22 protein-coding genes are annotated in these 23639 nt (G+C 71.0%); 12 read left to right on the plus strand and 10 right to left on the minus strand.

Translation table 11 applies throughout. The annotated features are described in order from the left end of the window. From GWK61_RS35380 to thpR, 3 genes are all read left to right on the plus strand, one after another. The coding region (locus GWK61_RS35380; RefSeq protein WP_228563476.1) for a hypothetical protein at positions 1-704 on the plus strand (704 nt) is incomplete at its 5' end. A gap of 148 nt (positions 705-852) precedes the next feature. Further along, the gene (locus GWK61_RS35385; RefSeq protein ID WP_194916058.1) at positions 853-2115 is read left to right on the plus strand and encodes an MFS transporter; all 1263 of its coding nucleotides are present in this window, start codon (positions 853-855) and stop codon (positions 2113-2115) included. Positions 2116-2311: 196 nt separating this feature from the next. Further along, entirely contained in the window at positions 2312-2992 is a 681-nt protein-coding gene (thpR, locus tag GWK61_RS35390) for an RNA 2',3'-cyclic phosphodiesterase (RefSeq protein WP_194916059.1), read from the plus strand. A 110-nt stretch (positions 2993-3102) separates the two neighbouring features. Here thpR and serC read toward each other — a convergent pair whose 3' ends face one another. The 3 genes from serC to GWK61_RS35405 form a co-directional block, all read right to left on the minus strand. Continuing rightward, positions 3103-4248 carry a phosphoserine transaminase gene (serC, locus tag GWK61_RS35395; protein ID WP_194916060.1) on the minus strand — a complete coding sequence of 382 codons (1146 nt, stop codon included), beginning with the start codon at positions 4246-4248 and terminating at the stop codon, positions 3103-3105. Between the two features lie 185 nt (positions 4249-4433). Beyond that, complete coding sequence (locus tag GWK61_RS35400) at positions 4434-5339, minus strand: hypothetical protein (RefSeq protein WP_194916061.1); 906 nt, start codon at positions 5337-5339, stop codon at positions 4434-4436. Beyond that, positions 5336-5890, minus strand: coding sequence for a SigE family RNA polymerase sigma factor (locus GWK61_RS35405; protein WP_194916062.1), 555 nt, complete (start codon positions 5888-5890; stop codon positions 5336-5338). The genes GWK61_RS35400 and GWK61_RS35405 overlap by 4 nt, the downstream gene beginning before the upstream one ends. 164 nt (positions 5891-6054) lie before the next feature. Between GWK61_RS35405 and GWK61_RS35410 the strand changes: the two genes are divergently transcribed. Next, a complete protein-coding gene (locus GWK61_RS35410; RefSeq protein WP_194916063.1) occupies positions 6055-6900 on the plus strand; it encodes an NAD(P)-dependent oxidoreductase in 846 nt (281 codons plus the stop codon). Between the two features lie 158 nt (positions 6901-7058). Here GWK61_RS35410 and GWK61_RS35415 read toward each other — a convergent pair whose 3' ends face one another. Then, a complete protein-coding gene (locus tag GWK61_RS35415; RefSeq protein ID WP_194916064.1) occupies positions 7059-8195 on the minus strand; it encodes a citrate synthase 2 in 1137 nt (378 codons plus the stop codon). A gap of 211 nt (positions 8196-8406) precedes the next feature. Between GWK61_RS35415 and pdxH the strand changes: the two genes are divergently transcribed. Beyond that, a complete protein-coding gene (gene pdxH, locus GWK61_RS35420) occupies positions 8407-9063 on the plus strand; it encodes a pyridoxamine 5'-phosphate oxidase (protein WP_323747905.1) in 657 nt (218 codons plus the stop codon). A 45-nt stretch (positions 9064-9108) separates the two neighbouring features. Here pdxH and GWK61_RS35425 read toward each other — a convergent pair whose 3' ends face one another. Together GWK61_RS35425 and GWK61_RS35430 are read right to left on the minus strand one after the other, a co-directional pair. Next, complete coding sequence (locus GWK61_RS35425) at positions 9109-9843, minus strand: hotdog family protein (RefSeq protein WP_194916066.1); 735 nt, start codon at positions 9841-9843, stop codon at positions 9109-9111. Between the two features lie 22 nt (positions 9844-9865). Then, positions 9866-10534, minus strand: a complete 669-nt coding sequence (locus GWK61_RS35430) for a UdgX family uracil-DNA binding protein (protein WP_194916067.1) — start codon at positions 10532-10534, stop codon at positions 9866-9868. Between the two features lie 155 nt (positions 10535-10689). Here GWK61_RS35430 and GWK61_RS35435 point away from each other — a divergent pair, with 155 nt between their 5' ends. Continuing rightward, a complete protein-coding gene (locus GWK61_RS35435) occupies positions 10690-11898 on the plus strand; it encodes a M48 family metallopeptidase (protein WP_194916068.1) in 1209 nt (402 codons plus the stop codon). 45 nt (positions 11899-11943) lie between these two features. On the opposite strand, the gene GWK61_RS35440 is transcribed toward GWK61_RS35435, so the two are convergent. Next, positions 11944-13200: an MFS transporter gene (locus GWK61_RS35440; RefSeq protein ID WP_194916069.1), complete on the minus strand. Its 1257-nt coding sequence runs from the start codon at positions 13198-13200 to the stop codon at positions 11944-11946. 84 nt (positions 13201-13284) lie between these two features. Between GWK61_RS35440 and GWK61_RS35445 the strand changes: the two genes are divergently transcribed. From GWK61_RS35445 to GWK61_RS35455, 3 genes are all read left to right on the plus strand, one after another. After that, positions 13285-14274, plus strand: coding sequence for an ArsR/SmtB family transcription factor (locus tag GWK61_RS35445; RefSeq protein ID WP_194916070.1), 990 nt, complete (start codon positions 13285-13287; stop codon positions 14272-14274). Between the two features lie 268 nt (positions 14275-14542). Further along, a complete protein-coding gene (locus GWK61_RS35450; protein WP_438939799.1) occupies positions 14543-15229 on the plus strand; it encodes an iron-dependent transcriptional repressor DtxR in 687 nt (228 codons plus the stop codon). Positions 15230-15404: 175 nt separating this feature from the next. After that, positions 15405-16547 (plus strand): hypothetical protein, encoded by a 1143-nt coding sequence (locus GWK61_RS35455; protein WP_194916072.1) that lies wholly within the window; start codon positions 15405-15407, stop codon positions 16545-16547. Between the two features lie 89 nt (positions 16548-16636). On the opposite strand, the gene GWK61_RS35460 is transcribed toward GWK61_RS35455, so the two are convergent. Continuing rightward, positions 16637-17308 carry a bifunctional DNA primase/polymerase gene (locus tag GWK61_RS35460; RefSeq protein WP_194916073.1) on the minus strand — a complete coding sequence of 224 codons (672 nt, stop codon included), beginning with the start codon at positions 17306-17308 and terminating at the stop codon, positions 16637-16639. A 248-nt stretch (positions 17309-17556) separates the two neighbouring features. Between GWK61_RS35460 and GWK61_RS35465 the strand changes: the two genes are divergently transcribed. Together GWK61_RS35465 and GWK61_RS35470 are read left to right on the plus strand one after the other, a co-directional pair. Continuing rightward, complete coding sequence (locus tag GWK61_RS35465) at positions 17557-18966, plus strand: NsdA family TPR-like regulatory protein (RefSeq protein ID WP_194916074.1); 1410 nt, start codon at positions 17557-17559, stop codon at positions 18964-18966. Positions 18967-19037: 71 nt separating this feature from the next. Next, complete coding sequence (locus tag GWK61_RS35470) at positions 19038-20426, plus strand: hypothetical protein (RefSeq protein ID WP_194916075.1); 1389 nt, start codon at positions 19038-19040, stop codon at positions 20424-20426. Positions 20427-20517: 91 nt separating this feature from the next. On the opposite strand, the gene GWK61_RS35475 is transcribed toward GWK61_RS35470, so the two are convergent. Beyond that, on the minus strand, positions 20518-21369 hold the full coding sequence (locus GWK61_RS35475; protein WP_194916076.1) for a hypothetical protein: 852 nt from the start codon (positions 21367-21369) through the stop codon (positions 20518-20520). 180 nt (positions 21370-21549) lie between these two features. On the opposite strand from GWK61_RS35475, the gene GWK61_RS35480 reads away from it, so the two are divergent. Then, a complete protein-coding gene (locus GWK61_RS35480; RefSeq protein WP_194916077.1) occupies positions 21550-22395 on the plus strand; it encodes a sensor domain-containing protein in 846 nt (281 codons plus the stop codon). Between the two features lie 4 nt (positions 22396-22399). Here the strand turns inward: GWK61_RS35480 and GWK61_RS35485 are convergent, their stop codons facing one another. Next, positions 22400-23518: a DUF1648 domain-containing protein gene (locus GWK61_RS35485; protein WP_194916078.1), complete on the minus strand. Its 1119-nt coding sequence runs from the start codon at positions 23516-23518 to the stop codon at positions 22400-22402. Between the last annotated feature and the right edge of the window lie 121 nt (positions 23519-23639).

A 23639-nucleotide genomic window follows, 5' to 3' on the forward strand; every position in this document is an offset into this window, starting at 1 on the left:
GCCCCCTCCGCCTCACCCCCATGCTCCGCGCCGACGCGGGCCTGCCGACCGCCGGCCCGGCGGCCTCCCTCGGCCTGGCCTACGTCGCCGAGGCCCGCCGCTCCCGCACCAAGATCCTCGACAGCCGGCACGCCGGCCTCCTGCGCGCCCGCTACCCGCAGGGCCTCCCGGCCGGCCCGGAGGCCGACGCCTGGCACTTGGTCCGCGGCCTGGCCAAGCGCCTGCGCGGCGTCGCACGCCTGCCCGGCGGCCCGATCCACGCCCCGCACGAGGACCCGCCGCTGCCCGGCGACGCCGACCACGCCGTCTTCAGCCACGAGATGCTCCCGTGGATCGTGCTGCGCGAGATCCTGCGCCCCATCGCCCCCGACCTGACTCGCGAGGTGGTCCCGGACAACGGCGGCTACATCCTGCGGCACCGGGGCCTGCTGGAGGTGCGGGTGCGCCCGGCCGGCGCGGACGCCCCCGGCACCCGGCTCCCGCCGGCCCTCGCGGGCCGCGCCGACGACGCCTGGCCGCGCAGTATCTATGAGTTCTGCGATGTTTCCGCGTACGCACCACGGTCCGCCGTCCCGCGTCCGCACGGCGCCGTCGCCGCGCATCCCGCGCGGGCCGCCGCGGCCCTCATCGCCGAGGTCACAGGCGGTGTTCACCTCGACGCGGACGGCTTCCCCGAGGAAACCAGGATGTTCACCACCAGATGACGCCGAGCCGGCGCGCGGTTGCCGGTAATGCCCACCTACCCGGTATAGGGGGTTACCAAAAACCAAGTACTGAGGTAGGCTAACTTTCGCATCCCGAGGCGGTCGGGCCCCGGGGGCGCCGAAAATCCTTTGGGGGGCCTGCCCAGCCGTGAAGTCAGCCACCTTCTCCTCGCTGTCGATCCGTAACTACCGTCTCTTCGCCAGCGGCATGGTGGTCTCCAACACCGGCATCTGGATGCAGCGCATCGCCCAGGACTGGCTGGTCGTCTCGCTCACCGGCTCCGGCACCGACCTCGGCGTGGTCACCGCGCTGCAGTTCGGCCCCTCCCTGATATTCAGCCTGTGGGGCGGCGCGCTGGCCGACCGCTACCGCAAGAACCGGCTGCTGATGCTCACCGCCGCGCTCACCGGGCTGTGCGCCCTGGTCCTGGGCCTGCTGATCGTCACCGACGCCGTCCAGCTCTGGCAGGTGTACCTCATCGCCCTGATCGGCGGCACGGTCAACGCCTTCGACAACCCCGCGCGCCAGTCCTTCGTGATCGAGCTGGTCGGGCCCGAGGCGCTGCCGAACGCGGTGTCGCTGAACGCCGCCACCTTCAACCTGGCCCGGATGCTCGGCCCGGCGCTGGCCAGCCTGGCGCTGGCGGTCATGGACGTCGGCTGGGTGTTCATCACCAACGCGATCACCGCGATCGCGATCATCACCGCGCTGGCCTTGATCCGCCGTGACGAGCTGCACGCGCCGGTCCCGATCGTGCGCGCCAAGGGCCAGTACCGCGAGGCCTTCGTCTACCTGCGCACCCGGCCGGACCTGGTGGCGGTGCTGGCCTGCATGTTCTTCCTGGCCACCTTCGGGCTGAACTTCCAGATCACCAGCACCCTGATGGCGGTGCAGACCTTCCACCTCGGCAAGGGCGTGTTCGGGCTGCTGAACATCCTGCTGGCGCTCGGTGCGCTGCTCGGCGCGCTGGTCACCGCCCGCAAGCGCCGGGTCGGGGTGGCGCTGGTGCTGCTCAGCGCCCTGGGCTTCGGGGTGTCCGCGACCGTGGTGTCGCTGATGCCGGACCCGGTGCTCTACGGGGCGCTGCTGCTGCCGGTGGGCGTCATGATCATCATGGTCACCACGGCGGCCAACGCCACCATGCAGACCGGCGTCGAGCCGGAGATGCGCGGACGGGTGATGAGCGTGTACATGGTGGTCTTCCTCGGCGGCACGCCCGTCGGTTCGCCGCTGGTCGGCTGGGTCGGGCAGCACTTCGGGGCGCGTTACGCGGTCGGCGGCGGCGGGGTGATATCGGTGGTCGCGGCGATCATCGCGGCCTACGCGCTGGCCCGGGTGAAGGACATGTCAGTGCGTGAACGGCTGGTCGCGCACACCCCGCCGCGGCTCGCCGAGCGCCTGGCTGCCTGAGGTCCGCCGGTCGACGGCCCGGGCCCGGACGGCTTCGGCCCCGGCCGACGCGGCGAAGAAAATCCGCCGGTCCGCTTATCGACAACTCGCCGGTCACACGCCGTATTGTGGGTGCTCTCACAAGGTGTGAAGCGCGCTGAGCGGTGCGGGCGTCCGTGTGCGGTGCAGGCGCGCTGGGGGAACCTCAAGGAGACGCATGCGCTTGTTCGTGGCGATCACGCCACCCCGTGCGGTCCTGCTGGAGGTGCGGGCTGCGGTCGACGCGCTGAAGCGGGGCAACACCCCCGGAGCCAATGCCCTGCTGCGCTGGACCAGGCCGGAGACGTGGCACATCACGGTCGCCTTCTACGGCGAGGTGTCCGAGGAGAAGGCCGCGGACCTGGTCGACCGGCTCGGGCGGGTGGCCGCGCGGACCACGCCGATGGAGCTGTCGCTGGCCGGCGCCGGACGGTTCGGGCCGCGTGCGCTGTGGTTCGGCGTGCAGGGCCAGTGCGACCGGCTGGGCCGGCTGGCCGAGGCCTCCGGGGCCGCCGCGCGCCGCTGCCACATCCGGGTGGAGGACCGGCCGTACCGTCCGCACCTGACGCTGGCCCGGGTGAACGGCGTCCCGCGCGGCGTGACCCACGACGACCAGACCGGGCCGCTGGACCTGTCGCCGATCGTGGAGCGGCTGCGGCCGTTCCGGTCGCCGGGCTGGCTGGCCGGGGAGGTGGAGCTGTTCACGGTCGCCGAGGGCGGGGACGCCATAGTCGGAGCCGGGGCTGCGGTCAACGGCGCGACCGGTGCGAATGGTACGGCCGGTGCGAACGGCTCCAACGGAGCCCACCCCTACAAGCGCTACGAACGCGTCGCGCACTGGCCGCTGACGGGACGCTGAGCCGGCCGCATTACCCTGGAGCGGTGAACACACGTACCCGCTCCAGGGTCGTCACTTTCGTACTGGTGGCGATCCTCGCCGTCGTGGTGATCGCGGCCGCGCTGCGCTGACTAGCCCAGGCGCTCCACGACGTACTCGATGCTCGCCGTCAGCTTGTCGACGTCCTCCGGCTCCACCGCCGGGAACATCGCGATCCGCAGCTGGTTCCGGCCGAGCTTGCGGTAGGCGTCGGTGTCGACGATCCCGTTCTCCCGCAGCGCCGCCGAGATCTTGTCCGCGCTGATCCCCTCGGCCAGGTCGACGGTGCCGACCACCTGCGAGCGCTGCGCCGGGTCGGCCACGAACGGCGTCGTGTACTCGGTGCGCTCGGCCCACGCGTACAGCCGCGAGGAGCTGTCGGCGGTCCGCGCGGTCGCCCACGCCAGGCCGCCGTTGCCGTTCAGCCAGTCCAGCTGCTCGGCCATCAGGAACAGCGTGGCCACCGACGGCGTGTTGTAGGTCTGGTTCTTCGAGGAGTTGTCGATCGCGGTCGGCAGGCTGAAGAACGGCGGGATGTAGCGGTCGGTGCCGGCGATCTCGGCCGCGCGCGCCAGGGCGGCGGGGGAGAAGATGCCGATCCAGAGTCCGCCGTCGGATGCGAAGCACTTCTGCGGGGCGAAGTAGTAGACGTCGGTCTCGGTGATGTCCACCGGCAGCCCGCCGGCCCCGGACGTGGCGTCGACCAGCACCAGCGCGCCCTCGTCGGCCCCGGCCGGCCGCGTACTGTGCCCATGCTCGGCGGAGCCGAGGTGCATCGCGACGCCGGTCGAGGTCTCGTTGTGGGTCAGCGCGTAGACGTCGACCCCGGCCTCGGCGACTGCCACCGGGTGCGTCCCGGGCTCGGACTTCACGATCGAGGGCTCGGCCAGCCACGGCGCGGCCTTCACCGACCCGGCGAACTTCGAGGAGAACTCGCCGAAGCTCAGGTGCTGCGACTTCTCCCGCACCAGGCCGAACGCGGCGATGTCCCAGAACGCGGTCGAGCCGCCGTTGCCGAGCACCACCTGGTAGCCCTCGGGCAGCCCGAACAGCTCGCTCACGCCCTCGCGCACCCGGCCGACGAGGTTCTTCACCGGGGCCTGGCGGTGGGAGGTGCCGAGGATCTTCGCGCCCTCGGTGGCGAGCTTGGCCACCGCCTCCGGCCGCACCTTGGACGGTCCGCAGCCGAACCGGCCGTCGCCGGGGAGCAGGTTCTGGGGGATGGTGATGTCAGCCACGCGGTTCTCCGAGCGTTGTCGTTACAGGGGAGAAGTCGGGTGGCCCGGGGCGTCGTTGGCCAAGGCCTGCTCACATCGTAACCGGGATGTGTCCGCGATCCGGGCTGCATTCCGTGAAACGAGACACGCCGGTCCTGCCGCTTTGTCAGGTGCGGCAGGACCGGCGGGTCCCGGGCGGCCCGCGCTCAGGCCGGGTGCGTGAGCACGTTCAGGGTGTGGACGTCGGCGCTGATCAGCCGGGCGAAGTCGGGGCTCGCGATCAGCTTCTCGAAGTCGAACGGGACGTTCCGGACGGTCGTGTGCTCGCTCAGAAACGCGCTGAAGACGACGCTGTGATCGGTGTTGTAGTGGATGACCAGGGCGTTGTACCCACCACCGATGGCAACCTCGGTCGCGGGCCGGCCGTCGGCGAGCGTGCGGTTCGCCGGGCACGACTGGTCGGTGCAGCCGTCGCTGAACAGGCCGTTCTTGTCCGAGACGGAGATGGAGATCCGATAGGCCACCCCGTCGATCCGGCCGTCGTAGTAGCCCGGCTGGATGTAGTCGCCGGGCGGCGGTGGCGTCGAGCCCGCGGGGAGGTCGTGATTCTTGATCGCCTGCGGCTGGCTCTCCACCAGGGAGGTGAGTGTCCGGTCACCGGTCAGGGCCCGGAGCCCGGTGAGGTCCTGGCGGCAGTGCGCTGCCAGTCCCTGCTGATCCGAGCTGTAGACACCGGAACCGTTGTACTGGCCGAAGAGGTAGTAGCTGCCGTTGCAGGCCGAGGTGATGTCCGCCGGTGTGGCGTTGCCGTCCGTCGCGCTGCCGCCAGAATCGCCCATCGCGCTCTGGGCCGCGCTGGTGGTGCTTCCGGCGCCGGGGACCAGCGCCGTCGCCGCCGCGATGACGCCGGCCAGCGCCAGCGCCCCGCCGGCGCTCCCCAGCACCCGGGTGCGCCGCCGGTGCCGGCGGTAGCCGTCGACCGTGGTCGGGACCAGGTTCAGTACCGGCATGTCGTCGGTGAAGGCGGTGGCGAGCAGGCCGTGGACCTCGCCGTGGTGGCCGTGGTGGCCGTCGGGGTCGCCGAGGCCGTCGTAGTGATCGTCAGCACTCATCGCAGAGTCTTCCCTTCCGCGCCGGAGCGCGGTCCGTAGGCGGAGAATTCGTCGCCGAGCAGGGCTCGGAGCCTGGCCAGGGCTCGCGAGGACTGGCTCTTCACATTGCCGGTCGAGCAGCCGAGCGCGGCAGCCGTCGCCTCCACGCTCAGGTCCTCCCAGTACCGGAGCACCACCACTGCCCGGGCCCGCGCCGGGAGCTGGTCGAGCGCGGACAGCAGGGCCAGCCGCGTCTCCGGCCGGTCGGGGTCGTCGGCGGCGCCGGTCAGGCGTTCGGTGCCAGACAGCGCCGCCGCGCGGACTTCGCGTTCGCGCCGCAGCCGGCGTTGGCCGCGGACGAAAGCGTTGATGAGGGTCTTCTGCGCATAGGCGTCGACGGAGTCCGCACGTCTGGCGCGGTTCCACGCCTTGCACAAGTTGAGCAGCGCGGTCTGCGTCAGATCCTGCGCGCCGTGCCAATCACCGCACAGGAGATACGCGGTGCGCAGTAAGTGGTTCTGGCGCGCCGCCGCGTACTCGCTGAACTCGTCGACGCGAACTTGGTCCCCCATACGTTTCCCTTCCGTGACCGTCGGTCGGGACACATGAGTCGCGCCGGCACGGATCGGTTGCAGGCTTCGAAGAAGAGAAAGGACAGATGCGACAGCGGCATGTTTCCACAGCGGATCGCGTTGGGTCAGGCGGCACAGCAGACGTACAAGAGGGGAGCACTGTCATGGCGAGCGTCGCGATCGTGGGCGTGGGCATCATGGGCCGCGGAATGGCCGAGAACCTGCTGAAGCACGGACACCGCGTCATCCTCTGGAACCGCACGCCGGAGAAGATCGCCGACCTGCGGGACGCCGGCGCCGAGGTCGCCGACACGCCGGCCGCAGCCGCGGCTGCCGCCGAAGTCGTCTTCGAGGTGACCGCCGACGACGACACCTCGCGCGGCGTCTGGTTCGGCCCCGACGGCATCCTGGCCGGAGCGAAAGACGGCGCCGTCCTCATCACCTCGGCCACGCTGTCGGTGGAGTGGGTGGCGGAGTTGTCCGGCGCGGTCGCCGAGCGCGGACTGCCCTTCTACGACATGCCGCTGACCGGCGGTGCCGCCGCGGCCCGCAGCGGCGCCCTGGTGCTGCTCGTCGGCGGCGACCAGGCCGGGCTGGCCGCGCTCGAGCCGGTCCTGCAGGCGGTGTCCCGCCAGGTGCGGCACTTCGGTCCGGTCGGCTCCGGCACCCGCTTCAAGCTCGTCCTCAACGCCCTGCAGGCGGCGCACATGGCGGCCTTCGGCGAGGCGCTGCGGGTGGCCGCCGCGGCCGGCCTAGACGTCGAGGCCGTCGGGGCCGCGTTCCAGGACCGGCCCGGCGGCGCCGTCACCCAGCAGGCCTGGGCCAGCCACCTGCAGCCGCCGGACCCGATCAACTTCGCCACCCGCTGGGCCCACAAGGACCTGTCCTACGCGGCGCGGCTGGCCGGGGACGTGCCGCACCCGATCCTGGACAGCGTGCGGGAGCTGTTCGGCGCGGCCGTCGAGGCCGGGCGCGGCGACGACGACTGGAGCTCGGTGAACGAGCTCTGAGCGGCGCCGGTCGCCCGGACAGCCGAAAAAGGCTCCCCCGAACGGGGGAGCCCTCATATCGTTCTACCGAGAATCACCCAGCCGCCGGTCGCATCAGTTCCGACCGGGGCTGGACCACCAGGTGAGGCGGGGGCCGGACCAGCGCCGACCAGAGCCGCTCAGCCCTTGTACGTGTGGAAGCCGCTCGGCGGCACCATCGTCTCGAAGCCCTCGACGGTCTCCGGCTTGCGCGGGCCGGGGCCGACGTAGCGCGCCGACGGCCGGATCAGGCGGCCGGTCTTCTTCTGCTCCAGGATGTGCGCGCTCCACCCGGCGGTGCGGGCGCAGGTGAACAGCGAGGTGAACATGTTCGCCGGGACCTGCGCGAAGTCCAGGACCACGGCGGCCCAGAACTCGACGTTGGTCTCCAGCACCCGGTCCGGGCGGCGCTCGTGCAGCTCGGCCAGCGCGGCCTCCTCCAGGGCCTTGGCGACCTCGTAGCGGGGCGCGTTCAGCTCCTCGGCGGTGCGGCGCAGGACGCGGGCGCGCGGGTCCTGCGCGCGGTACACGCGGTGGCCGAAGCCCATCAGGCGCTCGCCCTTGTCCAGGACGCTCTTGACGTACTTGCGCGCGTCGCCGATCTCCTCGACCGCCTCGACCATGTGCAGCACGCGCGCCGGGGCGCCGCCGTGCAGCGGGCCGGACATCGCGCCGACCGCGCCGGACAGCGCGGCCGCGGCGTCGGCGCCGGTGGAGGCGATGACGCGGGCGGTGAAGGTCGAGGCGTTCATGCCGTGCTCGGCCGCCGAGGTCCAGTAGGCGTCGATGGCCTGGACGTGCTTGGGGTCCGGCTCACCGCGCCAGCGGATCATGAACCGCTCGACGATCGTCTCGGCCTTGTCGACCTCGCTCTGCGGCACCATGGCCTGGCCCGGGTGCTCGATCGAGCGGGCGGACTGGGCCACGAAGGACAGCGCCATGACGGCGGCGCGCGCGAGGTCCTCGCGGGCTTTCTCGTCCGACGTGTCCAGCAGCGGCTGCAGGCCCCACACGGGAGCCAGCATGGCGAGCGCGGACTGCACGTCGACGCGCACGTCGCCGGAATGCACCGGCACCGGGTACGGTTCCGCCGGCGGCAGACCCGGGTTGAACTTGCCGTCCACCAGAAGGCCCCACACATTGCCGAACGTCACGCGTCCGACGAGGTCTTCGATGTCGACTCCGCGGTACCGGAGAGCGCCGCCTTCCTTGTCGGGTTCGGCGATTTCGGTCTCGAAGGCGATGACGCCCTCGAGGCCCGGTACGAAGTCGGACATGTGTACTCCCTCTGTTTCCTTGTGTGCCGCTCAACGTGCTGTGGCTCGATGCGGCCAGCTGGCTTGCCACGGTGTCGCCTTACCCGGCGTCAACGTGACGACACGGTGGTGTCGTGATTAGTGCGTCTCTCCTATAGTGACTCGCCACACAGGATGCTCTGCACCGGGGGCAGTGCTGTGTCTGGAATGTCACACGCGTTACCGTGGGCCCGTGGACTCTGAAGCGCTCGCCGCGCTCCGCCGGGAATACGGCATCGGAACGCTGCGTGAACAGGACGCGGCACCCGCACCCCACCTCCTCTTCTCCGGGTGGCTGGAGGACGCCGTCCGGGCTTCCCTGCCCGAACCGAACGCCATGGTGGTCTCTACCACTGACCTCGACGGCCAGCCCTCCAGCAGGTCAGTGCTGTTGAAGGGGTTCGACGAAACCGGATTCATCTTCTACACCAACCTCGGCTCCCGCAAGGGCAGGGAGCTGACGGCGAACCCCCGTTGCTCCCTGTTGTTCCCCTGGTACACGCTGCACCGGCAGGTGATCGTCATCGGCGCCGCGACCAAGCTGGACCGCGAAGCCGATGAGGAATACTTCGCCACCCGCCCGCACGGCTCGCAGATCGGCGCCTGGGCCAGCGAGCAGTCCACGGTGATCCCGGGCCGCGACTGGCTCGACAAGCGGGCCGCCGAGCTGGCCGAACAGTGGCCGGAGGGCACCGAGGTGCCGCTGCCGGACTTCTGGGGCGGCTTCCTGGTCCGGCCGCAGACCGTCGAGTTCTGGCAGGGCCGGCCCGACCGCCTGCACGACCGGCTCCGCTACAAGCGCGACGAGCACAGCCCCGACGGCTGGACCATCGAGCGCCTCAGCCCGTGACATTCAGCCGGTGACACTCAATCCGTGACACTCAATCCGTGACATTCACTCCGTGACGGCCGGCTTCACCGTCGCCGGATCGATCGCGATCCACACCGCCTCGGCGCTCGCCACCGGTTCCCCCGAAGGACCGTAGAGCGCCGAGACGGTGAACGTCTTGCGTCCCTCGGTGCGCAGGTGCCTCCCCAGCACCACGTAGCGTTCCCCGGCGGCGATCGGCGTCTCGTCCAGCATCTCCACGCTCATCCGGCCGAGCACGATCGGCCGGCCGGCGAGATCGCCGGCCGACCAGCCTCCGGGGCAGTCCAGCGCGGCCCACACGAACTCCGGCCCCACCGCGTCCTCCGCTGGCGTCCAGGGAGCCGCCACGACGCCCTTGCGGCCCGGGACCGGGCCGGGGAAGACGTGCAGCCCAGTGGGATGGTCCGGGCCGCAGACGAAACAGGTCGGGAACGGATGCCCGCCCAGCCCGGCGAAGCCCTTGGCCGCGCTGACCGCCTCGTCGTAGGAGACCGGCTCGACGAGCTCCCCGGCGGCCTCGACGAGCTCCGCCTCCGCGATCATCGTGCTGCCGTCCAAAAGCCGCAGGAGCTCGCTCTCCGCCGGCTGCCGGGTCGTGAGCGGCTTCTCCAGCGGCGGCGGCTTGAGGAGCATGACCTCGGCCTTCGCGCCGGGCGTGTCCCCGACCTCCGCCAGAAGCAGCTGCGCGAGCATCCCGGAGACGTAGCCGCCGTTGCCGGATTGCGGGGGGCCGTTGAAACGGCGCGAGATCGTCAGCATGGGTCCACGGTCTCAGATCCGGCTAGGCCAGCAACCTCGCAACCAGCAGGAGGTCCGAGACCAGCTCCTTGTACGCAGTCTCCTGATTGTCCGCGCGCAGCACCGCCGACGGATGCGACGTCGCCACCAGCGACACCGCCCGGCGCCGCGAGGGATCGGAGCCGAACCCCGCGTCCCCCGACGGCGGCCACATCAGCACCTTGCCGCGGTCCCGGGTCACCCGGAACTGCGGGCCGATCAGCGCCCGGCCCGCGGTGGCGCCCAGCACCACGATCACCTCCGGGTCCACTATCGTCAGCTCCGCGCGCAGCCAGGGCTTGCACGCCTCGATGTGCGTGGTGTCCGGGGTCTTGTGGATCCGCCGGCCGTTGGGACGGTCCTGCATGAACCGGAAGTGCTTCACGCTGTTGGTCACATACGCCTGCCGCGGGTCGATGCCCGCCTCGGCCATGGCGCGGTCGAACAGTTGCCCGGCGGGACCGACGAACGGCAGCCCCGCGCGGTCCTCCATATCCCCGGGTTGTTCGCCCACGAAGACCACGCGCGCGGCGGGGTTCCCTTTGGAGAAGACGGTCTGCGTCGGTCCGCTCAGCGAACCGGGCTGGGCCTGGTGGAGTTCGCACCCTTGGCACGCCAGGGCGGCGGTGCGCAGCGCGTCGATCGAGACCCCGCGCGGGATCGGCAGCGACATCGTTATCGTTCCTTGATTTCCGATGGGTGTTGCCCGGTTGAACAGACGTCCATTATTGCGCCGTGGCACTGACAGAAACGCCGCGAACTGTCGAATACACCTGTCCGCGGTGTGGATGGACGGGCGAGTTCGACGCCAGGTTCGCACGGTGGTGCATGGCGGACGATCACGACCTGATCGCTGAGGATGAACAGCAGAAGTCGGCGACCCTGACAAAGCATGTACAGCGCAAACGCAAGACCGCCCGGCGCAGAGGTGAAGCGCTCCAGGAACGTCTGCTCCAATCCGGCGACCTCCGGCCCGGCGGCGCCGCACGGCTGGCCGCGGTGTCCTTCGGACTGGCCATCCACGCACTCACCCTCGTCATCCTCGTCGGCGCCGTGGCGGCGCTGCTCAGCGGACTGTGGCCGCTGGACATCCTGGCGCTGCTCGGGTTCGGCATCGTGTGGGTGGTGCGGCCGCGGTTCGCCAAGCGCCCCGGCACCGACTGGATCAAGCGCGGGAAGGCGCCGAAGCTGTTCGCGATCCTGGACCGGGTCGGCGAGGCGACCGGAGCCCCGGTCCCGAAGTACGTCACCTTCGACGGCGCGTTCAACGCGAGCACCGCACGCCGCGGCCTCCGGCACGAGCCGGTCCTGACCCTCGGCGTCCCGCTGTGGCAGATCCTGGACGGCGACGAGCGGCTGGCGCTGCTCGGCCACGAACTCGGCCACCAGGTCAACGGCGACACCACGCAGGGTGTGCTGGTCTCCAGCGCGTACCGCAGCTTGCGGGAGTGGCGGGTGCTGTTCTACCCGAGCACCCACGGGCGCCCCGTGCCACCCGGTCAGGCCGGACTCGCGCAGCTTCTCCTGCCCGTGCTCCTGCTCCCCTTCTACCTGCTCATGACCGGGCTCCAGCGGTTCTACGGCTGGCTACAGATCCATGTGTCGCTGCGAGCCGAGTTCCTCGCCGACGACATCGCCGCGCAGACCGCGTCGACCACGGCGGCGCTCGGCTTGCTGCGCAAGTTCGGCGCGCGCATGTCGGTCGAGGCGTACGTGACCCGCACGCGGACCGCGCACACGACCGTCCGCAAGGCGGCGAGCCTGGAAGACGCCATGGAGATGTGGATCGGGCTCCAGGACTACATCCCGACCATCCCGGAGCACGAGTACATCCGGTCCGCGCGCGTCTCGGAGTTCCGCGGCACGCAGATCGACTCCTCGCACCCCGCCGACTACCTCCGGGCCCGCCTGCTCAAGGGGAGACCGCCCCGCGCCGCGGCGGTGACGGTCTCCGAGGACGAGTGGCTGAGCGTCGACCTCGAACTCGCCCCCTACGTCGCGGAGGTCGGCCGCGCGATGCTCATGCGCCGCTACTGAAGGGGATCCCCCTCCGATCCCCTTCAGCGCACGGCAGGACGTGGATCAGTCCTGCCACTCCCGAAGCGGCCGGATCGCCAGCAGCGCCGCGACGATCCGCAGTCCACCCCCGACCAGCCACGGCGCGGCCAACCCGAACGATGCCGCGATCAGTCCTCCGACCAGCGCGCCGAGCGGCTGCATCCCCCACACCACCATGATCCCGGCGCTCGACACCCGGCCCAGCAGGTGCGGCGGCACCAGCCGCTGCCGCTGCGAGACCACCGCGACGTTCCACAGCGAAGCGCTCATGCTCCCGACCCCCAGCAGCGCCGCGACCACGAACATGTTCGGCCCGAACAGCCCGATCCCGATGCCCGCCAAAGGCGTCACCGAGGAGCACAGCCGCGCCACCGCCCGGCCGCCGAGTCGGGCCACCGTCGCGCGGCTGATCAGTCCGCCGACGATGCCGCCGATGGCCGCGATGCTCAACAGCACGCCGTAGTGGTGCGTCCCGACGTAGAGCACCAGCGTCGCGGCGCCCATCGTGGATCCGAAGTTGGCCGCCGCCGAGAGCATCGTCGTGGTGCGCAGCAGACGGTGGTGGGCCAGCCACGACAGGCCCTCCTTCACGTCGGCGCGCAGCGGCCGGCGCTCGGCTCCCGGTATGGCGCCGGACGCACCGGGTCGCCCCATCCGCGGCAGGCGCGCGATCAACAGCATCGACACCGCGAACGTGACGGCATCGGCCCAGAACGGCAGCGTCGGGGTCAGCGCGAACAACGCGGCGCCGAGCGCAGGCCCGGCGAAATCCTTGGCCACGGACTGCGCCGTGTACAGCTGCCCGTTCGCCGCCATCAGGCGCTCGCGCGGGACCACCGACGTCATGAGCGGCTGCGAAGCGCTCTTCGCCAGAGCCGCCGCCATGCCCAGGCCGAACGCGAGGACGTACAACGCCGCCAGCCCCCACCCCGCGCTGCGGTCCATGGCCAGCAGCCCGACCGCCAGAACGCACAACAGCTGCCAGCCCTGGGCCTGGATCGACAGCCGCCGGCTCTCCGAACGGTCCGCGATCGCGCCGGCCTGCAACGAGAACACCAGCCAGGGCAACGTCCCGGCCACCGTGAGCCCGGATATCAACCGTGGATCTCGGGTGTACCCGGCGGCGAGCAGCGGGAGTGCGGCGACGAACGCGCCGTCGCCGAGGACCGAGATCGCGCCGGCGGTGAACAGCAGATGCCAGTCGCGGCCGAGCTTGCCGGGGCGCGCCTTCGGGCGGCGGACCGGGGCGGGGGAGTCGGAACGGAAGGAAAGAGCGGTCATGGGAGCAAGATTCGAAGATCGGCCGCGGCGGAGCTACGATTTAGTGCTTGCTAAATTAGTTCTTGTTCGATCTCGGGGGCACCGATGGCCAGACCGGTCCGCATACCGATCGCCGGTACCGAGATGGCGCGCGTCCGCTTCGCCATCTCCCCGGTCTATGAGGCGCTGCAAGCCGTGGACGTCCTCCAGGAGCCCGGCAAGCACGCCGTGCACCTGCCGTGGGTCCGCTGGGCACGGCCGTTGCTGGCCGACGTTCCGGGCTGGGAGATCCTCGCGGGCTTCACCGCGCGCGCCGTCCGCCCCGGCGTCCTGGTCCCGCCGCCGGACGTCCACATGCCCGCGCTGGACGAAGAACTCGAGATCATCCGCGCGGCCGATCCCGGGCGCGTCCGGCGCTACTTCGACAACAACGGGGCGCCGAGCGACCGCTTCCAGAAGGAGTTCTACGACGATCCGCCGGCCGGCCTGGCCCGGCTCGCCGACGTCCTGCGGCGGGTGTTCGACGTGCTCGTGGCCCCGCACTGGCCGCGGATGCTCGGGGTGCTGGAGGCCGACATCGCCTATCGGGCCCGGGTGCTGGCCGACGGCGGCGCGGCCGCGGTCTTCGACGACCTGCACCACGACGTCCGCTGGTCGGACGGCGAACTGCGGCTGCACGGCCCGGGAATCAGTGAGGCCGTCTGGCCGTTCACCGGTAAAGAAGTAGTCCTCGACGGCAGGGCGCTGGTGCTGTCCCCGAGCGTGCTCGGGTGGCCCGACGTCTGCGTGAACACCAAGCCGGTCACCTCCGGTCTGCTGCACTATCCGGCGCGGGCCGTGGCGACGGTGTGGGAAACGCGCCGGCCGGCTCCGGACGCGTTGTCCGCACTCCTCGGCCGCACCCGGGCCGAACTGCTGGTCCAGCTGGCCGAACCGGGCACCACCGGAGAGCTGGCCGGACGGCTCGGGGTGACGGCCGGGGCGGTCTCGCAGCACCTCGGGGTGCTGCGCGGGGCCGGACTGGTCGCCACCCGACGCGACGGCCGGGTGCTGCTGCACCTGCGGACCGAGCGCGCGGAGGCGTTGCTCGGCTGATGGGCCGGACTTCGATGTGGCAGACCTTGATGGGCCAGATCTTGATGGGCCGAATGTTGATGGGCCAGCCCCGCGCTACTGGCGTGGGAGTGGCTGAGTGTCTTGAAACCGCGCCAGGTGCCCCTGCCTGTCGGCGGAATGCGCAACAATGGAGCACCGCTGTGCGGACCAGCCTTGAAGGACCGGCGGCTTGGCACCATGTGACGGCGGCCGTGGGCCCGCGGGAAGGGACTGGAACGTGAGCAGCGACCTCATCGACACCACCGAGATGTACCTGCGGACCATCTACGAGCTCGTGGAGGAGGGCATCGTCCCGCTCCGCGCGCGGATCGCCGAGCGGTTGGGGCAGAGCGGCCCGACCGTCAGCCAGACCGTGGCCCGCATGGAGCGTGACGGACTGCTGACCGTCGAGGGCGACCGGCACCTGGAGCTCACCGACGCCGGCCGCGAGCAGGCGACCCGGGTGATGCGCAAGCACCGGCTGGCCGAGCGGCTGCTGACCGACGTGATCGGGCTGGCGTGGGAGGACGTCCACGTCGAGGCCTGCCGCTGGGAGCACGTGATGAGCGAGGCGGTGGAGAAGCGGCTGCTGGAGCTGCTGGACCACCCGACCGAGTCGCCGTACGGCAACCCGATCCCGGGCCTGGCCGAGCTCGACGACACCGTCGGCGAGCAGGAGGCCTTCCTCGACGGCGACGTGGCCAACCTGCGGGACGTGGTGGAGCGCGGCTCGCGCTCGGCGACGGCGCAGAACCTGGTCGTGCGCCGGCTCGGCGAGCCGCTGCAGAACGACCCGGAGCTGATGCTGCGCCTGCGCCGGGCCGGCGTGCAGCCGGGACAGACGGTGCGCGCGACCGTGTCGCCGGGCGGCGTGCTGCTCGGTTCCGTGGGCGAGACCGCCGAACTGGACCTGGATCTGGCCGGGCATGTGTTCGTGACTGTGCGTGCGGCCTGACCGTCGTTCGGGTCTACCGGGGAAATTCGGGCTCGGATAATCTGTGTGGGTGAATCCACGCTTTGTGATAGTCAGACCGCCCAGGGTGAGCAAGAATGGCGAGGCTGTCCAAGAGTCTTGGGGGTTCGCCACAATGTCTTCGATATCCACTCCGGATTCCGACTTAGGCGGCATGATGCCTTCCCCACGTGGGCGTCGGCGCCGCGCCTCCCTCCTGTTCGCGTCCGCGGCCGCTCTGGCCGTGACCGCGTTCGGAGTTCTGCCCGCCGCCGCTTCCGACGCATCGTCCCCCACGACCTCCACGGGCACCGCCAAGGCGGTCGCCGGTCAGGTCCACCTCGACGTGCAGCTGCTCAACGGTCTGCTCGGCGCGTTGCACCTCACCGGGCCGAACGGCCTGGACCTGCCGCTGGCCGATCTGTCGCTGGGCGAGGCCGACGCCCCGAACGCGAGCGGCGACTCGGCGAACTTCACCAACTCCGTGGTGCGGCTGCGCGACAACTTGATCAGCACTCTGCATCTTCCCGGCCCGGACGCGGATCTCATCAAGGCCGACGCGGTGTCGGGGACGGCGCGGGTCATCAACGGCCCAGGCGGCTATAGCCAGGCCTACGCGACGGTGGCGAACCTCCGGCTGTTCCTGCCGCTGCTGAATCTGCCCGGGGCCAGCGCCGACAACGGGATCCTGAAGATCGACCTGATCTCCGCGCAGGCGACCTGTGTGCCGGGGCAGAAGCCGACCGCGTCGGCGAAGATGCCGACCACGATCCAGTTGCTGGGGCAGGACTTCCCGGTCCCGCTGACCGGTGAGGTCAAGCTGGACGTCCCCGGGGTGGCGGACATCGACGTGCAGCTGGCGCCGACCACCACCATCAACGGCGCCGGGGCCTCGGCCGCGGTCGAGGCGCAGGTCACGCTGAACGCGTTGAACCTGGCGAAGGTCGCCGGCGGGATCACCCTCGCCTCGGCTTCGTGCACCACGCCCGGCGCGGCCGCGGCCGGCAGCGGTACGCCGTCGGGCCCGGCCTCGTCGTCGAACTCGGCCGTCGGCGGCACCACCACCACCACTGGCACCACAGGCACCACAGGCACCTCGAAGCCTCAGGCCGCCGCCGCGGCTGCGGCCGTGACGACGACGACCGCCGCCCCCGCGGCCCCTGCGGCGCTCGCCGACAACCAGACCGGGGCGCTGGCGCGCACCGGCGCGAGCGGGTCGCTCATGCCGATCGCCATCGTCGCGGTGGTGCTGGTGGTCGGTGGCGCCGGACTGCTGGTGTTCCTGCGCAAGAAGGCCGCCGGGCTCCGGCCCAGGGAGTAGCCGAGTAGCCGGCGGGCTCACACGCGAACGGCGGTCACCGATCGGTGACCGCCGTTTCCGGTGCCTGGACTGGTTTTCCGCCTCTGTCTCTAGTACCGCTCGCGGCCGCAGGCGTAGGCCAGCGTCGGGATCAGTTCCGCCGCCTCCGGCAGCCACCGGTTCGACTCCCCGGGCGGCCGGGCCCACTGCACCTGCCCGCCGGTCCCCATGCGCGAGGGCGGCGCCACCACGAAGTCCTTCTCGCCGTGGCAGACCAGGTCCAGCTGCGCGCGGCCCCAGCCGGCGCGCATGAGCATCTCAGGGATCTTCTTCTTCGTGCCCGGGAGGACGAAGAAGTACAGCCGCCGGGTCGGCGTGGCCGCGACCGGACCCAGGGCCGCCCCGCTGCGCTCCAGCCGCGCCAGGGCCAGGCAGCCGGCCTGTTCCGGGACGTCGATGACGTCGAAGGTGCGGCCGGTGGGCAGCAGGATCGCCGAGTCCGGGTTCTCCTCCCACCAGCCGTGGACGCGTGAGGGCTGCGCGGTGATCTGCTTGTTCCAGTCGCGGTGCGCGGGGTGCGAGCCCAGGGCGGTGCACGCGTTGTTCCCGCACGAGCAGCGCCAGGCGCCGTCCACGCGGAGTACCGACGCGCCCGGGAGGATGTCCCAGTGCCGTTCCTCGATGTAGGTCAGTGCGGCGGCCCGCAGGCCCAGCGGATCGGCGCCCACCGGGGCGGGACCGGCCTCGGCGAGGTCGCTCTCGGGGAGTGACAGCACAGTCATGTGCCCATAACGCGAGTGACAGGAGTCTGGTTACGGGTCGCATGTCACCTGATTGCCGGAATGTGCAAGAGGTCTGATATTTCGCCGAGTTGATCTGCATTCGTTGTGCCAGACACGGATTCGTCTTCTAGATCTGTATTCATCGTGGAGATCTGTGTTGGCCATGAAGATCTCTGTTCATCATGAAGATCTGTATTCATCATGAAGATCCATGTTCGTCCGATTGTCCGGCGGGTATCACCGGGGGTATGGAGGGGCACCGGGGGCCGCGCGAGCCGAATCGGAGACTCGCGGAGCTGATCGCCGAGGCCGGCTGCTCGAACGCGGGACTGGCCCGGCGGGTCAATCTCGCGGGAGCCGAGCTCGGCCTGGACTTGCGTTATGACAAGACTTCGGTGGCGCGCTGGCTGCGCGGACAGCAGCCGCGGGCCACCACGCCGGCGTTGATCGCCGAGGCGCTGGGCCGCAAGCTCGGCCGGCCGGTCACCGTCGAGGAGATCGGCATGGTCGACGAGCGGGACGGCAGTTCCTCGCTCGCGCTCGGGCTGGCCGCCGACACCCCGGAGGCGATCGCGGTCGCGGCCGGGCTGTGGCGCGCCGACGCCGCCGGCCGCGAACAGCTGCGCGCGGCGTCGTTCGCGGTCGCGGCGATGGTCGGGCCCAGCCGGGACTGGCTCATCATGGCCGAGGACCCGGTGGTGGCCCGGGGTATGGCGGCGGCCAAGAACGGACACGCGCCGCTGCGCGTCGGGCTGTCCGACGTCGCGGCCGTGCGCGCCGCGACCGACGCGTTCCGCACGCTGGACCACCGCTTCGGCGGCGGCCACGTCCGGGTGCTGGCGGTGCGCTACCTCGACGGCGTCGTCGCCGAGCTGTTGCGTGGCACCTACCCCGAGCGGGTCGGGCGCCAGCTGTTCGGCGCCGCGGCGGCGCTCACCGAACTGGCCGGCTACCTCGCCTGCGACACCGGCCGCCTGGGCCTGGCGCAGCGGTACTACATCCAGGCCCTGCGACTCTCGCAGGCCGCCGGCGACCGGGCGCACGGCGGGCACATCCTGTCGGCGATGAGCCATCTGGCGAACTCGCTCGGTGCGCCGCGCGAGACCGTGCAGTTGGCGCGGTCGGCCGACGAGGGGGCGCGGGGGACCGCGTCACCGCACGTGCGCGCGGAGTACTTCTGCGCCGAGGCCCGCGGCCACGCCGCGATGCGCGACCGGCGCGCGGCCGAGCAGGCGCTGGGCCGGGCTTCCGACGAACTGGACCGCAGCGGCGGCGACACCCCGGTCTGGTCCTCCTACTTCGACCACCACTACATAGCCGACACGGCCGCGGCCTGCCACCGCGACCTGGAGCAGCCGCGGCAGGCGGCCGAACAGGCCGCGTCGGCGCTGGCCGGCTTCGGCGCGGACAAGACCCGGCGCCGGGTGCTGAACCTGTTCACCCTGGCCTCGGCCCGGGTCCAGGGCGGCGAGGTGGAGGCCGGGTGCGCCGCGGCGACCGAGGCGGTGAAGCTGTCCGGCCGGGCCCGGTCGGCCCGCGCGGTCGAGGCTTTGCACGATTTCGACCGACGCCTCGATCCCTACGCCACCGTCGCGGCGACCCGGGAGTTCCGCAGCTTGACGGCCCTGCGGCGGCCCGGCGAGCCCATCAACGCCTGAACGTCTGTGCCATCGGGTCCGGCGCAGTGGTCAAGCATCGAAAGTCCGATCGGGTAGGCTCGGTCCCGCCTATGGACGAGACGCTGCAAGAAAGCGAGCCGACAGCCGAGGGTGGGCGTGCGCCGTCGGAGGATGCCGCGACCGCCCAGGCGGGAATGTCGCATACCGCGCAATTCGCCCCTGTCGAGACGCCCTACCAGGCAGTCTCCCCCGCCCCGCCGGAAGACGACGGCTATCCGGGCGGACCGATCCCCGAGTCCTCCGGCTTCTCCTGGCGCCTGCCGGGCCAGCCGGCTCCCGTGCAGCACGCACAGGGCGGGATCCCGAACGAGTTCGACCACCTGTTCCGCGACGCGCCGGTCGACAACCGGCACTCGCTGATGCCCAACCAGGGCACGATAGGGGTGTCGGTACCGGGAGCCGCGGGCTATTCGGGGCCGTATCCGCAGAACCCTGCGACGAACGGCCCGGGCGGGTCACGGGGGCCGGGCGCTTCCGGTCCTCCGGCCGGCCCCGGCGTTCCGGGCCCCGGCCCGGGACCGCAGCCGACGCAGGCGCTGCCGCCGGCCGACGCCACCGGGCGTCAGGCGCCGGTGTACCAGCCCCCGACGCAGGACCAGGTCGGTTACGGCGAGGCCGGCTACGGCGAGCAGCAGACGTCCGGCCGGGGCTACGACCCCGGCGGCTACTACGCGCAGGCGCAGGGCCCGGCCAACCCGGAGTCGCACACCCAGGCCATACCGCGGGTGCAGCCGCAGATGTACGGCGGCGGCATGAACCACGGCGGCCGCAACCCCGGCGAGCCGGACCTGCTGCTGGCCACCGGCCCGGACCGCCGCCAGTCCAACCGCACGCTGCTGGTCGCGATCGGCGTGTTCGCGGTGCTGGTCGTGGTCGCCGCCGTGGCCTTCTCCGGCGGGGGCGGCAGCGCCAAGCCGAGCGCCTCGGGCAAGTCCACGACCCCTGACACGCCGACGCCGAGCACCAGCGTCTCCGCGCCGCCCGGCGTCGACCCGGCGGCCAAGGCCCAGGCCGACGCGATATTCGCGATCATCGGGCAGAGCCACGAGCTGCGCTCCAAGGCCAACGCGGCGATCTCCGGCGTGCAGCAGTGCAAGAACGTGGCCTCGTACAAGGCGGACTTCACCGACGTGGCCACCAAGCGGCAGGCGCAGGCCGACGGCATGAAGCCGCTGTCGGTCGACAAGCTGCCCGGCGGCACGCAGCTGCAGGCGAACCTGGTCAACGCCTGGCAGCTGTCCGCGGAGTCCGAGAACGACTACGCGGCGTGGGCCAACGACAATCTGGCCTGCACCGGCAAGCCCGGCTCGAACGGCAACTTCGACAAGGGCAACAGCGCCGGCGGCAAGGCGGGCTCGGTCAAGGACCAGGTGGTCTCCGAGTGGAACGCGTTCGCCTCGAAGCTCGGCGAGCAGACGATCAAGATCAGCGACCTGTGACACTGCGCTGATGTAGCGGCGTATTGAAGACGGCCACCGGTTCTCCGGTGGTCGTCTTCTTTTTCTTCTGCGGTATGGAGCGCAGCTTCCGTCAGCGAAGCTGGTCGACGTACTTGTCCGTTCCGGGCACCGTCGGAATGAACGGCCCGGCGAACTCAAGCCGGCCGAGCCCCGAAGCCTCGACCGCGGCCCCGTCGCCCGCGAACCGGTCCCAGTCCTCGGCGGGATCGGCCTCGGTGAAGTAGAGCACTGTGATGCGCTTGCCGACGCCCTCGACCGGCTTCACGTAGGTCGGCGTCGTCCCGGGCAACGGCATCGGCTCGAAGACCGCCGCCATCGCCACCGGCGACCCCTCCAACTTCGCGGGCAGGTGCTTCTCCCGGAGCCAGGCCGCCAGCGCCGCCGGATCCTGGTCCGTCCCAGCGTCGAAGACCTCGACGACGAGCCCGGCGTACGGGTAGTTCAGGGCATGGATGTCGCGCGGACCCGAATCCCCGTCCCGGTAGACGACGCCGAGGTAGTTCTGGAACGACGTGAACACATGCGTCCGCTCCTGGAAGACCCGGCCGTCCGGCAGCAGCCGCCGGTTGATCGCGACGGTCCAGTCCAGATGATCCTGGTACCGGCCCTCGTTGATCCAGTAGACGGTGATGTAGGCACCGGCGGTCACCGGATTCGCGACAGCGGAGTCGGCCGGATAGCGCAGCAACTGCAACGGACGCGTGGCGACCCACCGCCGCCCGGCGAACATCCACGGCATGGACATCGCGCCAGAAATGTAGTGATCATCCTCGTACCAGCGATTGTAGGCGCGCTCCTGCCCCGGATGCGGCTCCACCATCGTGATCAGAGCCGATCCGATCCCGGGCCCGTAGGGCCCCTCGCTCGCGAGCTTCTTGTAGGGACTCGGCTCCCGTTTCGGGTGCTCCTGCTGCTCCGCCATGGCGCCTCCAGGTGTGGGCTTCCGCGAGATCTGACGATACGTCAGATAGTTGCACGGCGGCCATGAGGTGGCGAGACCTGTCCCTGCTGTGCGCATGACTTGCTATCTTCGAGCCACGCACGGCGCTCCGGGGACGTCTGAGCACCGTGCTTCTTGTCAACACGGGGAACGGGGAACGACATGCGCACCAGAATCAAGGGCGGCTCGATAGCCGTCGTCACGGCGGCCGTGCTGATGACGGCCGCCTGTAGCAGTTCGGGGCAGATCGGCGGTTCGGCGGCGGGGACGAGTGCGCCGGGCGCGGCGGGGACGTCGGGTGGGTCGAAGGCGTCGGCGTCCGGGGGGAGTGTGCCGAACACGTCGATCGCGCCGCCCACGTCGGCGGCGACTTCGGCGGCGACGTCCGGTGGGGCTTCGGGGACGACGCTGAGTGCCGACCAGATCGGCAAGCTCCTGCTCACCGACAAGGACGACCCCGGCTACACCTACGACGCCTCGCAGGACGACCCCACGACCACCAGCACGCAGGACGTGGTGAAGACCGGGGGCGCCGCCTGCCAGACGTTCGTGGACGCCCAGGACGGCCTGACCACGAAGTACGGCACCACCGCCGAGGTGAACCGCCAGCTCCGCAAGGCCTCGGCGGGCCACGCGATCCAGGACTCGGTGCTGGCGCTGCCGTCCGCCGACAAGGCGCAGGCGCTGATCGCCGACCTGACCACCGGCCTGCAGGGCTGCAAGAACCTGAGCATGACCCTCTCCGGCAGCTCCGGGACCATGGCGCCGGCCCCCATCCCGCAGCTGATGAAGCAGGGCCAGGCCGGCTACATCAACTACCTGACCATCAGCGGCAAGACCGTCCTCATGGCCGCGCTGCTGGTCCACGTCGGGTCGGCGGTCTCGGTGGTGGTCCTGGTCGGGCCGGTGACGAACGACAAGACCGCGCTGGAGCAGATGGGGGCGACGCTCGGGCACCTGTCCGACATCCAGGTCGGGCGGTTGAAGGCGGCACAGGGGCTGCGCTGAGCTCTCAGCGCGAGCCGAGGATCAGTGGGAGCACGATCGGGATCAGCAAGAGACCGATGATCAAGCCGGCACCCGTCGGGCGAGCGAAGTTGATCGTCCAGCCGACGCCGAAACGTTTCTGGACGAATACCGCGGGGTCCTCGTGGTTGTAGTAGAGCAGGCCGAGCTTCCAGTAGCGGTCGTCGTCACGGTTGACGGCGCCGGCGCGGCTCCCGTCGCGCCCGCCGTCACCATCACCGCCGGCTTCACCCTCGACCCGCAACCGCGACCCGCCCTGTCCGACCCGCACCGCCACCACGACCAGCACTACCGTCGCCAGCGCGATCGGCGCGGTGAGCAGCACCGGAAAGAAACCCGTACTCCCCATCAGGTTCCACATCGCCAACGCGGTGAAGAACATCGAAAGATCCGCCGCGGCGGCCAGCACGAGCAGGCAACGCGTCATCGCCGCGACGAACCGCCGGTGCCGCTCGGCCGCGTGCGGATCCTGCGCGTCCAGCGCTGCCTTCCCGCGTGCCGTGACCCGGGCCAGCGTCACGATCAGCACGGTGATCCCGACCTGCACCCCGACCAGCCCGAAAGCCGAGACGAAGGTCTTGGCGGTGTACGACGTCGGATGCCCCCCGGCGTCGTAGTGCGAGACGAGCCGATCCGGCAGGTGCGGATACCGGATCGCGCCGACGATCGCCGTGCCCACAGTGACCGCCACCGCCGGCAGCGCCCACAGCCACGGGAACGGCTCCGGCCGCGTCCGCAGCGTCGTGTCGGTGACGGTGACCTGCGTGCGTCCCTCGAACCAGCGTCCGTCCTGCTTGGCCGCGGCGACCTGCGACCGCGCCACGAGATACACCGCCACCGACCCGACGAGCTCGACCAACAGTGCGCCGGCCGTCGCCGCCCCCACCGACCCCACGAACAACCCGACCAGCACCGCGACGACCGTCACCGCACCGATCCCGCCCCGGTACGTCCGCCGCGCGGCCGCCACCACCGGATCACCGGCACGCTCGGCCGGTAGCCGCACCCCGAACTGCACGGTCCGCGGCGTCAGCGCCGGGGTCAGCAGGGACAGGAACCCGATCAGCAGGACCGGTACTACTGCGGGCAGAGCAGAGGTGTGCATCGAGTCTCCCGTGTCGTCTCTGTCATGCGTGGTGATGCGTGGTGACGCGTGCCGATGTGCAGTGGGTCCCGGCTCAGCGCCCGGCGAACTCGTCCAACAGCGCCCGGCACCGCTCCAGCAC

Origin of the sequence: Catenulispora rubra (genome assembly GCF_015356825.1) — a bacterium.
Taxonomy (GTDB): domain Bacteria; phylum Actinomycetota; class Actinomycetes; order Streptomycetales; family Catenulisporaceae; genus Catenulispora; species Catenulispora rubra.